This window comes from Rhizobium sp. CSW-27, assembly GCF_018760785.1.
Classification (GTDB): Bacteria; Pseudomonadota; Alphaproteobacteria; order Rhizobiales; family Rhizobiaceae; genus Neorhizobium.
Genome location: NZ_JAHHZO010000006.1, coordinates 172,400 through 186,498, shown reverse-complemented (window position 1 = coordinate 186,498; position 14,099 = coordinate 172,400). Strand labels below are relative to the sequence as shown.

Genomic DNA, 14,099 nt, shown 5'->3' with positions numbered 1-14,099 from the left:
GCCAGACAAGGAGAATGACTAGGTGCTTGGACGGATCATGCTCTTGATCGGCGGCCTTGTGGTTGTCGCCCTGTTCACGGCCTTGCTGGCGCCGTTCTTCGTGGACTGGTCCAATTTCCGTCGCGACTTCGAGGATCAGGCAAGCCGCATTCTCGGCAAGAAGGTGACGGTGCATGGCGCGGTGGATGCCCGCATCCTGCCCTTTCCCTCCGTGACGATGCATGACGTGCGGGTCGGGCAGGATGTGGACGGCACGCCACTGGTGCAGGTGGCGCAGTTTTCCATGGACATGGAACTGGCGCCCTTCCTGTCCGGCGAGGCGCGCATCTTCGACATGCGTCTCGACCGGCCGAAGGCGCGCATCCGCCTGTTGAAGGATGGCCGCCTGGACTGGATGCGCGGCAGCCGCGCCGAAATCCCGGCGCGCAATGTCGTGCTGGAAGATGTCCATATCATCGGCGGCCAGATCGAATTCATCGACGAGGCGACGGGCCGCACCCGCAACCTGACCGGTTTTACCGCCGAGATGTCCGCGCATTCGCTGGCCGGCCCCTGGCGGGCGGAAGGCAATGCGACGCTGGACGGATATGAGGCAAAGTTCGCGCTATCCAGCGCGGAGGCCGACATGAACGCCCATGCCGTGCCGCTGCGGCTGAAGCTCTGGCCGGATGTACAGCCGGTCGAGATCCAGATGGACGGTGCGCTGACGGTTGCCGATGGCAAGCCGGCATACAAGGGCGATTTCAGCCTGTCCTTCCTCGACGCGCCGATCAGCCCGGTGGCGCCGCCCGGGGTCAAGCCGCCGCCGCCGCCGCGCACCAAGGGCAGGTTCGAGCTGACCAATGATCGCATCCGCGTTCCGCAATACCGGCTGGAAGCGGGCGCGCTGGACAACCCTTACGTCGTCACCGGCGAGGCCACACTCGATACCGGCGACCGGCCGGAATTCCTGCTGACGGCCGAGGGCCAGCAGGTGGATGTGAACCGCCTGACGAACGAGGTGGTGAAGGGCAAGACGGCGCGCGACCCGCATGTCTCGGCGCAGCGCCGGCTGAATGCGCTGGTCGAGATGGCGGCGCGCATTCCGGTGCCGCAGGTGCCGGGGCGGGCAACGGTACGCCTGCCGGCAATCGTTGCCGGCGGCACCACAATCCGCGATGTGGAGCTCAACCTGCGTCCGGCCGGTACCGGCTGGAACGTCGACAATGCCGTAGCCATCCTGCCGGGACGCACCCATGTGGAAGCGCAGGGCCTGCTGAAGCTGCAGGGCGGTCCCTCCTTCGTCGGCACCATGCTGCTCGCCTCCAGCCAGCCTTCCGGCCTGGCCGACTGGCTGAAGGGGCAGGTGGATCCCGCCATTCGCCAGATGAAGACCGCCGGCTTTTCCGCTCGCGTCAATCTGACACCGGAACTGCAACGCTTCGATTCGCTTGAACTCGCGGTCGGGCCGGCCATTCTCAAGGGGCGCGTCGAGCGTCAGTCGCATGCCGACCGCCTGCCGGATCTGAGCATGGATCTTGCCGGCAACGAGATCGATCTCGATGCGCTGCGGGCACTCGGATCGCTTCTGACCGGCGAGGATGCCGGCCAGCAGGTTCTCGATCATCGGCTGGCCGCCCATCTGAAGGCGGACCGCCTGATGGCCTTCGGCATCGCCGCCAACAAGGTCGAGACCACCTTCGCGCTGGGCGCTGGCACCGTATCGCTGGAGCGGCTGACGATCGGCGATCTGGCTGGGGCGAAGATCTCTGCCAGGGGCAAGGCGGAAGGCTCCTTCCTCGACTACGCCGGCAGCGGATCGCTGACCTTCAGCGCCTTCGATCCGCAACCCTTCATCGCCATGCTGCGCCAGCAATTGCCGCATCATCCCCTGCTCGACCGGCTGGCGCGCAATGCCGCATTCTATGCCGATACCAGTCTTCAGGCGAGCGTGACGCTCGGCAACGGGCTGGCCGCGCGGGTGACGGGAACCACCAATGGCAGCCGGGTGGATGCGGATGTCGCGCTACCCAACCTCTTCGATCTGACGGCGGCGACCGAACTGCATGTGGCGACCACCGTGACCAATCCCGATGCCGCCACCGTTCTGGGGCAGGCCGGCCTCGACGTGCTGCCTTTCGACGGCGACACCAATGCGAGGCTGTCGATCGATCTGGCCAGCATCGACGGGGCGCCGGCAAAGGCGACGCTTTCCTACCAGACGGACCAGACCCGTTTCACCGCCGATGGCAGCATCGCGCTTTCGCCGGAACATTTCGGCGAAGGAACCCTGGCGCTTGCGCTGCACAGCAGCGATCTGGAGCCGACGCTGATGGTGACCGGCATCGGCCTGCCGCAGTTCGGCGTCGGTCTTGCCGCGGATCTCAAGGCGCACGCGACGCTGACCGCCAGGGAGTTCGGCATCTCCGACCTGTCCGGCCGGATCGCCGGCAATGGTGTCTCGGGCGAGGTGCATGTCGAGCGGACCGCGCTCGTGCCTGCCGCCACCGCCCGCCTGTCGCTGGATGTCCTCGATCTCGCCTGGCTGTCGGAAGCCGTCTACGGTCCGCTGACGGATGCCGCAACCGGTGCGGTCTCCGCCAGGCCGTTCGAGGCGCCGATCTTTGCCGGCCTTGATGTGACGGCGGACCTGAAGGTGAAGTCGCTGGCGACGCTGGGGCTCGGGCCGGTCAGCGATTTTTCCGGTCGCCTCACCAACCGGTCCGGAGGCATTGCGATCGAGGATCTGCGCGGCACCTGGAAGGGCGGACACCTCGCCGGCCGGCTGTCGCTGTCCAACAGCGGTGGCGTCGGCCTGTTCCAGACGCGGCTGTCCCTCGACGGTGCAGACCTTGCCGCGGTTCTGGAGCGCCCCGGCCAGGTGCCGGTCGCGCGGGGCCGCATGAGTGGCGAACTGGCTGCCGAGGCAACGGCGAAGAGCCCGCGCGATCTCCTGGCGGCTGTCAGCGGCTCCGGCACGCTGCGCCTGTCTGATGTGGTCCTGCCAGGGGTAAACGCCAACCTGCTGCCGGCACTACTGCCGAAGGCTGATGCGATCGAGGGCGAGGTGACGGTTCCCAAGGTCCTGCCGCTGGTGCGGGCGCTGGTGCATGGCGGCAGCGCAGAGATCGGCGCCGTCGCCATTCCCTTCACCATCAATGGCGGTCAGCTCCGGGCGCAGAACATCACGGCGCGCGCCGGAAGCACGGTGCTGACCGGGGAGGCGCGGATGAGTATTCCGAGCCGCAGCCTGGAGGGCGAACTGCAGCTTGCCTATGATGCTGGCGAGAATGCCATCGAAGGCGGCCAGCCGGCGCTGCGGCTGATCTATTCCGGTGAGATCGGTGCGCCGCAGGAGGCGCTCGATGTGGAAGCCATGACCAATTTCCTGTCGCTGCGCGCCTTCGAGCGCGAGCGCCGCCGGGTGGAAACCCTGCAGGCGAGCGTCCTGGAAAAGCAGAGGCTTCGCCGCGAGGTGAACCTCTACACCTTCCTCGACAACGAGCGCCGGCTGGCACGCGAAAAGGCTGCGGCCGAGGTGCGGGCGCGCCTGGAGGAGGAGCAGCGCCGTCAGGCGGAAGCCGAACGCCTGCGGCAGGAGAGCGGAGGCCAGCCGCCGCAGGGCGAAACCCCGACGTTGCTGGTTCCGCCGACCGGCGATCTCTTCCGCCAGAACGGCCAGATGCCGAACGCGGCCAACTGACCATCGGGCGCTGCCGTCATCGGGTTTGCGGCGCAGTACCTGGCAAGGGGGGGGTGCCTCAGGCGTCTGCATGCGGCGAGGCGGTATCCGGCGCGCCGTGCCGCTTGACCCAGGCCAACACATGCAGCCGCAGCGCCGAGGACAGGTTGCTGTCGGGCGCGCGGGCATCGTCGATTTCGGCAATCAGGGCCGCAAGGCTGATCCGTCGCGTAACTGCAATCGCCTTCAGGTCAGCCCAGAACACGTCTTCCAGCGAGAAGCTGGTGCGGTGGCCATGCAGCGTTGCTGAATGTTTCCGGATCACGGGCCACCTCACATCTTGATTCAAGAAGCTTTCGAACTGATTCCGATAAAGGTCGTAACGTACTGAAAAAAGGACGATTTTCGTAAGAGAGGGTAAGTCAGTCGGGTTTGTCGTCGCGCTCGCCCGGCTGCAGCCGTCCCTGGTCGAGGCGACGCTCGGCCTGTTCGTTTAGCGCCCGCGTCAGCTTCTTCTCGTCCTTCGTGCGTCCGAAGGTCAGGCGGTTCTGTTCCGCCTGCCTTTCCTTGTCGCTGCGGGCCTTGGCCTTGCGGAACTGGCGAAGATTGACGACATCCGCGCTCATCGGCGCAACTCCGGTGGGTTACTGCTTCTTGCGGAAGGCATCGAGGGAGACGACGGAAGCCGGCTTCTTTTCCTCGCCCGCGGCCTGTTCTTCGGCGGCCTGCGGCTTGGCGGCGGGTTCGACCGGATAGGCGGTAATCTCCGCCGAGCTTTCGTCTTCTTCTGCCAGAGGCACCTCGAACTCCAGCTCGAAATTCACGGAAGGGTCATAGAAGCCGCGGATGGCGTTGAACGGGATCACCAGCTTTTCCGGCGTGTCGGAGAAGGAGAGGCCCACTTCGAAATGCGTATCGGTGACCTTCAGGTCCCAGAACTGGTGCTGCAGGACGATGGTCATCTGCTCGACATACTTCGTCTTCAGGTGCTGCGAGATGCGGACACCCGGCGCGCCGGTGAGAAAGGTGATGAAGAAATGATGATCACCCGGAAGCCGGCCCGTGGCGGCCACTTCGGTCAAAACCTTGCGGATGACGCCGCGCAGGGCGTCCTGTGCCAGAATGTCGTAACGGATGTGATCCTGCCCCATAGGTGCCTTCTTCCAATCAATTTCGTCTTGTTCCGGCGATTTGCCATCGCCTGTTATAAGGCACCTCCGCCGCTCGCGGAAGTCCCGCACGTGCCTGTGGCATGGTCTTGGCGAAAAACAGGGAAAAGGGAAGGTGAAGGCTTCTGTTGCCAGGTGCCTTCGGACCCCGCCTCAAGGGGCTAACCTAGAGGACTTGGAGCGGAATTCCCGCACCGCCATTAGGCAGCGAGAGCGTATTCCTTAGCGTTGTTGTCGTTTGCAACTACACTTGTGACCCGATAACGGCGGTATCATGCCGAGCAAAAGTTCGATCTTTACGCCCTTGTCGATCCTATTTCGCCCCCATCAAAAGCCGGTCTTTCCCACAAGGAAGACCGACCGGTTTTTGGTGGAGGCGCCGGGTACCGCCCCCGGGTCCAATAGGTTTATTACACCGACCGTTTATTGCCATAGCCGGAGCAAGCCCCGGCACTCCCCATATAGGTGTTTCCGGAGAGGATGAAAAGGGCTCTGTCGTGCAAACGTCATCCGGGTGACCGGTTGCCGTTTCGCGCGATGGCTCAGAACGTCACGGTGCCGCTGATCACGGTTTCCACATGGCCGCCGATCCACACGCCGTCGGCCTCTCGTTCGACGGCGACGCGGCCGGCCCGACCGATCGCGGTGCCCTGGGCGGCGACATAGCGTGCCGGCGCAAGGCCGCTGCCGGTCAGCCAGCAGGCCAGCCCGGCATTCAGGCTGCCGGTCACCGGGTCCTCGAAGCCCGCGGCGGTGAAGCCCCGCACCTCGAAATCGGCATCGGTGGCGTCAACCGCCGTGCAGCGGGCAAGAATGCCGACGCGAATGCCCTTCAGGCGCTGGAAATCGGGCGTGACGGACAGAACCGTCTGGCGCGAGGAGAGCAGCACCGCCATCCAGCCGGGACCGTTGTCGACCCATTCCGCCGCCAGTGCCTCCTCCCGCGGCAGGCCGAGACCCTCCATGACGCGGGCCAGCATGACTGCGTCCACCGGGCCGGTGCGCAGCATTGGCGGCGCCTGGAAGGTGAGCGTCTCGCTGCTTCGCCGCACCGGGATCAGGCCCGCGCCGCATTCCTGCACCACGCGGTCACCGGCGGGCTTGCCGCCTGCTTCGAGCCAGGCATGGCAGGAACCGAGCGTCGGATGGCCGGCAAAGGGCAGCTCCTCGCGCGGGGTGAAGATGCGCACCCGGTAATCCGCGCCGGCTTGCGTCGGCCTGAGAAGGAAGGTGGTTTCGCTGAGATTGGTCCAGCGGGCAAAGGCGGCCATATCCGCATCCGAGAGGCCATCGGCATCGTGCACCACGGCAAGGGCATTGCCGCGCAACCTCTGCCGGCTGAACACGTCGACCTGGCGGAAGGAAAGGGCGGTGGTCATGGTCATCATCTCCAGCCTTGCGATTCGCGCACCCTTCGGAGCGCCGGTCCTGATGCCGGGGAAGCGGCGCGGGCGGCAAGTCCGAAAGGCGGGGATTGGTTCGCCCGGCCCTGTATCTTGCCGGTCGACCTGCCTATGATAGCGCCGACGAGTCTCGACTGCAGGGCAGGGCATGAAACAGTATCACGATCTTCTTCGCCATGTGATGGAGAACGGCACCGACCGCGGCGATCGCACCGGCACCGGCACGCGCTCCGTCTTCGGCTACCAGATGCGCTTCGACCTGTCGGAGGGCTTTCCGGTGCTCACCACCAAGAAGCTGCACCTGCGCTCGATCATCCACGAGCTTCTGTGGTTCCTGAAGGGCGACACCAACATCGCCTATCTTAAGGACAACGGCGTTTCCATCTGGGATGAATGGGCAGACGAGAAGGGCGAGCTCGGCCCCGTCTACGGCTATCAGTGGCGCTCCTGGCCAAGGCCCGAAGGCGGCAGCGTGGATCAGATCGCCGCCCTGGTTGAGGGGATCCGCAGGAACCCCAATTCCCGCCGCCATATCGTTTCCGCCTGGAACCCGGCACAGGTGGACGAGATGGCGCTGCCGCCCTGCCACTGCCTGTTCCAGTTCTACGTGGCGGACGGAAAACTGTCCTGCCAGCTCTACCAGCGCTCCGCCGACATCTTCCTCGGCGTCCCCTTCAACATCGCCTCCTATGCGCTGCTGACCATGATGGTGGCACAGGTGACGGGGCTGAAGCCCGGCGACTTCATCCACACGCTGGGCGATGCCCATCTCTATGCCAATCATTTCGAGCAGGCCGCAATCCAGCTGCAGCGCGTGCCGAAAGCATTGCCGGTGATGCGGATCAATCCGGAGGTCAACGATATCTTTGCCTTCCGTTTCGAGGATTTCGAACTGATCGGCTATGAGGCCGACCCGCACATCAAGGCACCGGTGGCGGTATGAGCGACGCCCCCGTTCCCGTCGTCCTGATTTCGGCGGTGTCCGAAAACAATGTCATCGGCCGCGATGGCGACATGCCGTGGAAGCTTTCGACGGATCTGAGGCGCTTCAAGGCCATGACGCTCGGCAAGCCGGTGATCGTCGGGCGAAAGACACTGGAAAGTTTCGGCGGCAGACCGCTGCCGGGACGGCCGCATGTGGTGATCACCCGCGACCCCTTGCGGCAGGTTGAGGGCTGCCGGATGGCGACGTCGCTCGATGATGCGCTGACGCAGGCGCGGCGGATCGCCGTGGAGACCGGGGCCGGCGAGATCTGCGTGATCGGTGGCGGCGAGATCTACGCGCAGGCGATCGCCGATGCGGATGCGCTCTACATCACGCATGTGGAGACGGTGGTTGCCGATGGTGATACCTTCTTTCCGGCAATCGATCCGGCCATCTTCGAGAAGGTCGAGGAGATCGCCGTTCCGGCCGGGGAGAAAGACAGCTTTCCTACCCGTTTCACCACTTATCGCCGCCGGCCTGCGGCAAACTGAAACATTTCGTTACCTAACACCCGGAAGTGAGACTGCCCTGCGTTGAAAGCGGCCCTTCGCATACCTATAACGGGGCATAACCCGATTGCCGCGTGTTCCATGCGGCCTTTCGCGGGGCGGGAGTGACACGAACAAAGAGGTTTTGATGCCCTGGAGCAATCAGAATGGCGGCGGTCCCTGGGGGGGCGGCGGCGGCAACAATCAGGGGCCATGGGGTCAAGGCCCCAACCGCCCGCGCGGTGGCGGCGGCGGTGGCAATAACGGAGGGCCACCGGATCTGGAGGACATCATTCGCCGCAGCCAGGATCGGCTTCGCAGCATCATTCCCGGCGGCTTCAACGGCGGCGCCTTCCTCGTCGTCATTCTCATCGTTCTTGCCTTCGTCGGCATCCAGTCGGTCTATACCGTGCAGCCGGACGAACGTGGCGTGGAACTGCGCTTCGGCAAGCCGAAGGACGAGATTTCGGGCCCGGGCCTGCACTTCCATTTCTGGCCGATCGAAACCGTCGAGATCGTCAAGGTCACCGAGCAGCAGCTCAACATCGGGGCGCGCGGCAATGCCGGTTCCGCCGAGGGGCTGATGCTCTCCGGCGACCAGAACATCGTCAACGTGCAGTTCTCGGTTCTGTTCACCGTCACCGATCCGCGCGCCTATCTGTTCAACCTCGAAGGTCCCACGGCAACCCTGCAGCAGGTGGCCGAAAGCGCCATGCGCGAGGTCGTCGGCCGCCGGCCGGCACAGGACGTCTTCCGGGACAACCGCGAGCAGATCTCCACCGAGGTGCGCGACATCATCCAGGGCACCATGGATACCTACGGATCGGGCATTGCCATCAATGCCGTGCCGATCGAGGATGCCGCCCCGCCGCGCGAAGTGGCCGATGCCTTCGAGGAGGTGCAGCGCGCCGAGCAGGACGAGGATCGTTTCGTTGAGGAAGCCAACCAGTATGCCAACCAGAAGCTTGGTCAGGCACGCGGTCAGGCCGCCCAGGTTCGCGAAGAGGCCTCCGCCTACAAGGATCGCGTCGTCAACGAGGCGACCGGTGAGGCACAGCGCTTCATCTCGATCTACAACGAGTACAGGAATGCTCCGGACGTGACGCGTGACCGCATCTATCTGGAAACCATGGAGAACGTGCTGAAGAATTCCAACAAGGTCATCCTGGACGATAAGCAGGGTGCCGTGCCCTACCTGCCGCTCAACGAGTTGATGCGTCAGAACAGCCAGGCATCGGGCGCCGCCAACCGGGGAGGCAATCCATGAACTCGAACCGTCTCCCTGCCATCATCATTGGCGCCGCCATCCTTCTCTTCCTGGCCTATTCATCCATCTTCGTGGTGAATGCCCGCCAGCAGGCAATCGTGCTGCGCTTCGGCAACATTCAGGACGTGAAGACAGAGCCGGGCATTTACTTCAAGTTGCCCTTCGCCTTCATGGATGCCGACCGTGTGCAGTATATCGAGGATCGCGCGCTTCGCTTCGATCTCGACAATATCCGGGTACAGGTTCGCGGCGGCGCCTTCTATGAGGTCGATGCCTTCGTGGTCTACATGATCACCGATGCACGCCGCTTCCGTGAAACCGTCTCCGGTGATCGCGATTCGGCGGAAGCACGTCTGCGCACCCGTCTCGATGCAGCGCTTCGCCGCGTCTACGGTCTGCGCAACTTCAGCGCGGCCCTGTCCGACGAGCGGTCGTCCATGATGCAGGAGGTTCGCGCCGACCTGCAGAGCGCCGCCGAATCGCTTGGCCTCGTCGTTCGCGACGTGCGCATCCGCCGTACGGACCTGACGCGTGAAGTCTCGCAGCAGACCTATCAGCGCATGCGCGCCGAGCGTCTGGCGGAAGCCGAACTGATCCGCGCCCGCGGTAACGAGGCAGGCCAGCGCCGTCGCGCCATCGCCGACCGCCAGGTGGTCGAGATCGTCTCCGAGGCGCAGCGTGATTCGGAAATCCTGCGCGGTGAGGGCGATGCAGAACGCAACCGCATCTTCGCCGAGGCCTTCACCCGCGATCCGGGCTTCTTCGAGTTCTATCGCTCGATGCGAGCCTATGTCGGTGCGCTTGCGGACAAGAGCACGACCATGGTGATCACGCCGGACAGCCAGTTCTTCCGCTACTTCAACGAGAGCGGCGGTACGGATCCGGCCCCGGCGGCGCCTGCCGCGGCCGCGCCGGCGGCCCCGGCGGCGGCTCCGTCGAACTGATCCTGAGCAAGGGGCGGCGCAAGTCGCCCCTTTCCCATTGGCGGTGCCCCTTCTTCTTCTGGGGGTCTCACGAAAAGGTAATTTCCACCGCCCTCTTTCCGCCTTATGCTTTCGGCCAAATGGCGATTTGCAACCGAGGATGCCTGATGGTGAACTCCCTTCGATTGTCCCTGCGACATTCCCTGGCGACCGTGATGGCGTTGACGCTGCCCGGGACGTCCATTGCCGTCCCGGCATTCGCCCAGACCAGCATCCAGGCGGCCCCTTCGGCTCGCGTTGCGGGTGGACCGGCTTCGGTGGCGGATCTTGCCGAGGGCCTGCTGGATGCCGTGGTCAACATTTCCACCTCGCAGAGCGTGAAGAACGAGGGCGCCGGCCCGCAGCGCCCGGTCGTGCCGGAAGGCTCTCCCTTTCAGGACCTGTTCGACGACTTCTTCGATGGCGACGGCAAGTCTCAGGAGAACCGCAAGGTCAGTTCGCTTGGCTCCGGCTTCGTCATCGATCCCTCCGGCTATGTGGTGACCAACAACCACGTCATCGAGGGCGCCGACGACATCGAGGTGATCTTCCCGAACGGCAACAAGCTGAAGGCCAAGCTGGTCGGCACCGACACCAAGACCGATCTTTCGGTGCTGAAGGTCGAGCCGAAGGCGCCGCTGAAATCCGTGCGATTCGGCGATTCCAAGAAGATGCGCATCGGCGACTGGGTCATGGCGATCGGTAATCCGTTCGGTCTCGGCGGCTCCGTCACCATCGGCATCATCTCGGCGCGTGGCCGCAACATCAATGCCGGCCCCTACGACAATTTCATCCAGACCGACGCCGCGATCAACAAGGGCAATTCCGGCGGCCCGCTGTTCAACATGAACGGCGAGGTGATCGGCATCAATACCGCGATCATTTCCCCGAGCGGCGGCTCGATCGGCATCGGTTTTGCCGTGCCGACGGAACTGGCGCAGAACATCGTGCAGCAGTTGATCGAGTTCGGCGAAACACGGCGCGGCTGGCTCGGCGTGCGCATCCAGCCGGTGACGGACGACATCGCGGAAAGCCTCGGCCTGGATGTCGCGCGTGGCGCGCTGGTCTCAGGCGTGATCAAGGGCGGTCCGGTCGATGACGGAACCATCAAGGCCGGCGACGTGGTTCTCTCCTTCGACGGCAAGCCGGTGAAGGAGATGCGCGACCTTCCTTTGGCCGTGGCCGAGAGCCCGGTCGGCAAGGAGGTCGACGTGGTGGTACTGCGCGACGGCAAGGAGCAGACGGTCAAGGTCACGCTGGGCCGTCTGGAAGACAGCGCCGCCGAGGACGAGGAAAACCAGGCGCCGGCCACCAAGGAAGAGGACAAGGGCGGCGACAACCTGGCCGAGGTCAAGCCGGAGGATCCGGTCGAGCTTCTCGGAATGACGCTGACCATGCTGGACGAGGCGCGCCACAAGACCTTCGGCATCGCCGAAAGCGTGGAAGGCGTGGTGATCACCGCCGTGGAGCCGGGCTCGGTTGCCGCCGACAAGGGGCTGAAGGCGGGCGAGGTGATCGTCGAGGTGGCGCAGGATTTCGTGTCGACGCCGGGCGATGTCAGCGACCGTATCGTTGAGCTGAAGGGCGAGGGCCGGCGAAACGCGCATATGATGATTGCCGGCGCCAACGGCCAGCTGCGCTTCGTGGCCCTGCCGCTCGAATAACGAACGGGGATTTGCCGGTGCGGGATGAAATCAGCCGGGGTGCCGATGGTGGCCCCCGGCTTTTGTCCATCAGGATTGTTGCGGCTTCTGCTGAGGGCTCAGCTTGGCATAGGTGACATGCCGTTTCAGATCCGGACGCGTATCCGGCACGCGCGGGCTGTCGAAATCCAGATCCGGACAGGCATGCATGCCGATGCGTTTCATCACGGCGATGGAACGATGGTTGCCGGCAACGGCAAACGAGATGATGGCGGGCAGGCCATGCTGCTTGAAACCGTGGGCGAGGGTGGCACCGGCTGCTTCGGTGACGTATCCATGGCCCCAGAAACGGGTTGCCAGCCGCCAGCCGATCTCGATCGTCTCGGCGGGAAAGATGCCGGGCATGCCGGCCGGCGCCAGGCCGCAGAACCCCATGGCCTCACCGGTTTCCTTCAGCTCCAGGGCATAGAAGCCAAGACCTTCGTCACGGATCATTCCGTTGACGCGGTCCATCAGCAGGTCGGCCTCCGCATGGTTGCGGCGGAAGGGGAAGAACTCCATCACCTTCGGATCGGCGTTGATTTCGCGGAACAGGTCGCGATCCCGCTCCATCCAGCTGCGCAGGACGAGCCGCGGCGTTTCGGCGATGATGACGGGCTCGCTCTCGCTCATGGCGTTGCGAAATCGCTCTTGCGATAGCCCTGGATGTAGAGGAGTGCCGTGAGGTCGCCATGGTCGATGCGCATGCCGGCCTGGGCCGCCACTGTCGGCTTGGCATGCAGGGCGACACCCGCACCCGCAAGGGTGATCATGCCGAGATCGTTGGCGCCATCGCCCACCGCCATGGCGTCCGCCGGCGAAATGCCGAGTGCCGCCGCGATCTCTTCCAGCGCATCCACCTTGGCCTGCTTGCCGAGAATGGGTTCCGCCACCTCGCCTGTCAGCACGCCATCCTGTTCGAGGAGAATGTTGGCGCGGTTCTCATGGAAACCGAGCATGGCGGCGATGCGGCTGGTGAACACGGTGAAGCCGCCGGAGACGAGCGCGGTGTGAAAACCCCTGGCGCGCATGGTGGCGATCAGCTGCGGCCCACCGGAGGTCAGCGTGATGCGCTTTGCGATCACCTCGTCCACCACGCCGATCGGCAGGCCCTTCAGCAGGGTGACGCGTTCGCGCAGCGCAGGTTCAAAGGCGATCTCGCCGTTCATCGCCCGGGCGGTGATGGCGGCCACCTTGTCCTTGAGGCCGACCACATCGGCCAGTTCGTCGATGCATTCCTGGCCGATCATGGTCGAATCCATGTCGGCGATCAGAAGCTTCTTGCGGCGCGTTTCCGCCGGCTGCACGACGAGATCGACCGGCAGACCGGCGATCACGGCGCGCAGATTGTCCTCGGCGGCGCGCGGATCTGCATCGTCGCGAAGGGCCAGATCGCAGGCAATGCCATCGGCCAGCCAGTAAAGGCCGCTGGCCTTCACCGCCTCTGCGGCCTGTTCTCCCAGTTTTCCATCGAGAACGGGGTTTGACGGATGGGCGATGAGCGTGGCAACGAAAGCCATGATGAAAAACCTTCGGGACAATTGCGAGGCCATCCTGATAACCGGGCCGACGGCCAGCGGCAAGTCGGCGCTTGCGCTGGATCTGGCGTCGCGGCATGGCGGCGTGGTGATCAATGCCGACAGCATGCAGGTCTATGACACGCTGAGGGTGCTGACCGCGCGCCCGGCGGAGGATGAGATGCAGGGCATTGCCCATCATCTCTATGGCCATGTGCCGGCAGCCACGGCCTATTCCACCGGTGAATGGCTGCGCGATGTGGAGGCCCTGCTGCCGGTTCTTCGCCGGGAAGGCCGCCTGCCTGTCTTCGTCGGCGGCACCGGGCTTTATTTCAAGGCGCTGACCGGTGGCCTGTCCGAGATGCCGGCGATCCCGGCTGCGATCCGCGACAATCTCCGCGGCCGGCTGCTGGGCGAAGGGGCGGCGGTGCTGCATGGAGAACTTGCCGCGTGCGATCCGGCCATGGCGGAACGGCTGATGCCGGGCGACGGCCAGCGCATCGTGCGGGCGCTTGAAGTGTTTGTCGCCACAGGACGCTCGATTGCCGATTTCCAGGCCGCGCGCGGGCCGATGCTTGTCGATCCGGACAAGGCGGAAAAGATCGTCGTGCTGCCGGATCGCAAGGCGCTGCATGCCCGCATCGACCGGCGCTTCGAGATCATGCTGCAGACCGGCGCCATCGAGGAGGTGCAGGCGCTTCTGGCGCTTGGCCCTGCGCCCGATGCGCCCGTGATGCGGGCGATCGGCGTTGCCGAGATTACCGCCCTTCTGGCTGGCACCATGAGCCGCGCCGAGGCGATCGAGCGGGGCTCAGCCCTGACCCGGCAATATGCCAAGCGGCAGATGACCTGGTTCCGCAACCAGATGGATGACAGCTGGCAGCGCTTCGATCCGCTGGCCTGAGCGACAGTCTCGCTCCCCTGTTTCCGGTTGCGGGTCACACCCGGTCCCCAGTCCCCAGTCC

At 64.7% G+C, this 14,099-nt stretch carries 13 protein-coding genes and 1 other RNA gene; 7 read left to right on the top strand and 7 right to left on the bottom strand.

The features are described from left to right. Positions 1 to 22 precede the first annotated feature (22 nt). Positions 23 to 3,682 (top strand): AsmA family protein, encoded by a 3,660-nt coding sequence (locus KLP42_RS13920; protein WP_215567341.1) that lies wholly within the window; start codon positions 23 to 25, stop codon positions 3,680 to 3,682. Between the two features lie 58 nt (positions 3,683 to 3,740). Here the strand turns inward: KLP42_RS13920 and KLP42_RS13915 are convergent, their stop codons facing one another. The 5 genes from KLP42_RS13915 to KLP42_RS13895 form a co-directional block, all read right to left on the bottom strand. Further along, on the bottom strand, positions 3,741 to 3,986 hold the full coding sequence (locus KLP42_RS13915) for a ribbon-helix-helix domain-containing protein (protein WP_215567340.1): 246 nt from the start codon (positions 3,984 to 3,986) through the stop codon (positions 3,741 to 3,743). Between the two features lie 97 nt (positions 3,987 to 4,083). Beyond that, positions 4,084 to 4,287: a DUF4169 family protein gene (locus KLP42_RS13910; protein WP_215567339.1), complete on the bottom strand. Its 204-nt coding sequence runs from the start codon at positions 4,285 to 4,287 to the stop codon at positions 4,084 to 4,086. A gap of 18 nt (positions 4,288 to 4,305) precedes the next feature. Then, on the bottom strand, positions 4,306 to 4,812 hold the full coding sequence (locus KLP42_RS13905) for an SspB family protein (protein WP_215567338.1): 507 nt from the start codon (positions 4,810 to 4,812) through the stop codon (positions 4,306 to 4,308). Positions 4,813 to 4,944: 132 nt separating this feature from the next. Further along, positions 4,945 to 5,321: a transfer-messenger RNA gene (ssrA, locus tag KLP42_RS13900) on the bottom strand. A gap of 51 nt (positions 5,322 to 5,372) precedes the next feature. Then, positions 5,373 to 6,209, bottom strand: a complete 837-nt coding sequence (locus KLP42_RS13895) for a PhzF family phenazine biosynthesis protein (RefSeq protein WP_215567337.1) — start codon at positions 6,207 to 6,209, stop codon at positions 5,373 to 5,375. 172 nt (positions 6,210 to 6,381) lie between these two features. On the opposite strand from KLP42_RS13895, the gene KLP42_RS13890 reads away from it, so the two are divergent. From KLP42_RS13890 to KLP42_RS13870, 5 genes are all read left to right on the top strand, one after another. After that, positions 6,382 to 7,176 (top strand): thymidylate synthase, encoded by a 795-nt coding sequence (locus KLP42_RS13890; protein WP_215567336.1) that lies wholly within the window; start codon positions 6,382 to 6,384, stop codon positions 7,174 to 7,176. Next, on the top strand, positions 7,173 to 7,709 hold the full coding sequence (locus tag KLP42_RS13885) for a dihydrofolate reductase (protein WP_215567335.1): 537 nt from the start codon (positions 7,173 to 7,175) through the stop codon (positions 7,707 to 7,709). The genes KLP42_RS13890 and KLP42_RS13885 overlap by 4 nt, the downstream gene beginning before the upstream one ends. A 145-nt stretch (positions 7,710 to 7,854) precedes the next feature. Further along, positions 7,855 to 8,973, top strand: coding sequence for an FtsH protease activity modulator HflK (gene hflK / locus KLP42_RS13880; protein ID WP_215567334.1), 1,119 nt, complete (start codon positions 7,855 to 7,857; stop codon positions 8,971 to 8,973). Beyond that, complete coding sequence (hflC, locus tag KLP42_RS13875; protein WP_215567333.1) at positions 8,970 to 9,917, top strand: protease modulator HflC; 948 nt, start codon at positions 8,970 to 8,972, stop codon at positions 9,915 to 9,917. Before hflK ends, hflC begins: the two co-directional genes overlap by 4 nt. Before the next feature lie 146 nt (positions 9,918 to 10,063). After that, complete coding sequence (locus KLP42_RS13870; RefSeq protein ID WP_215567332.1) at positions 10,064 to 11,599, top strand: DegQ family serine endoprotease; 1,536 nt, start codon at positions 10,064 to 10,066, stop codon at positions 11,597 to 11,599. 69 nt (positions 11,600 to 11,668) lie between these two features. Here the strand turns inward: KLP42_RS13870 and KLP42_RS13865 are convergent, their stop codons facing one another. Both KLP42_RS13865 and serB read right to left on the bottom strand, forming a co-directional pair. Then, on the bottom strand, positions 11,669 to 12,250 hold the full coding sequence (locus KLP42_RS13865) for a GNAT family N-acetyltransferase (RefSeq protein ID WP_215567331.1): 582 nt from the start codon (positions 12,248 to 12,250) through the stop codon (positions 11,669 to 11,671). Further along, a complete protein-coding gene (gene serB, locus KLP42_RS13860) occupies positions 12,247 to 13,137 on the bottom strand; it encodes a phosphoserine phosphatase SerB (protein ID WP_215567330.1) in 891 nt (296 codons plus the stop codon). Before serB ends, KLP42_RS13865 begins: the two co-directional genes overlap by 4 nt. Here serB and miaA point away from each other — a divergent pair. Beyond that, on the top strand, positions 13,136 to 14,038 hold the full coding sequence (gene miaA / locus KLP42_RS13855) for a tRNA (adenosine(37)-N6)-dimethylallyltransferase MiaA (RefSeq protein ID WP_215567329.1): 903 nt from the start codon (positions 13,136 to 13,138) through the stop codon (positions 14,036 to 14,038). The two genes, serB and miaA, sit on opposite strands and share 2 nt — an antisense overlap. Positions 14,039 to 14,099 lie beyond the last annotated feature (61 nt).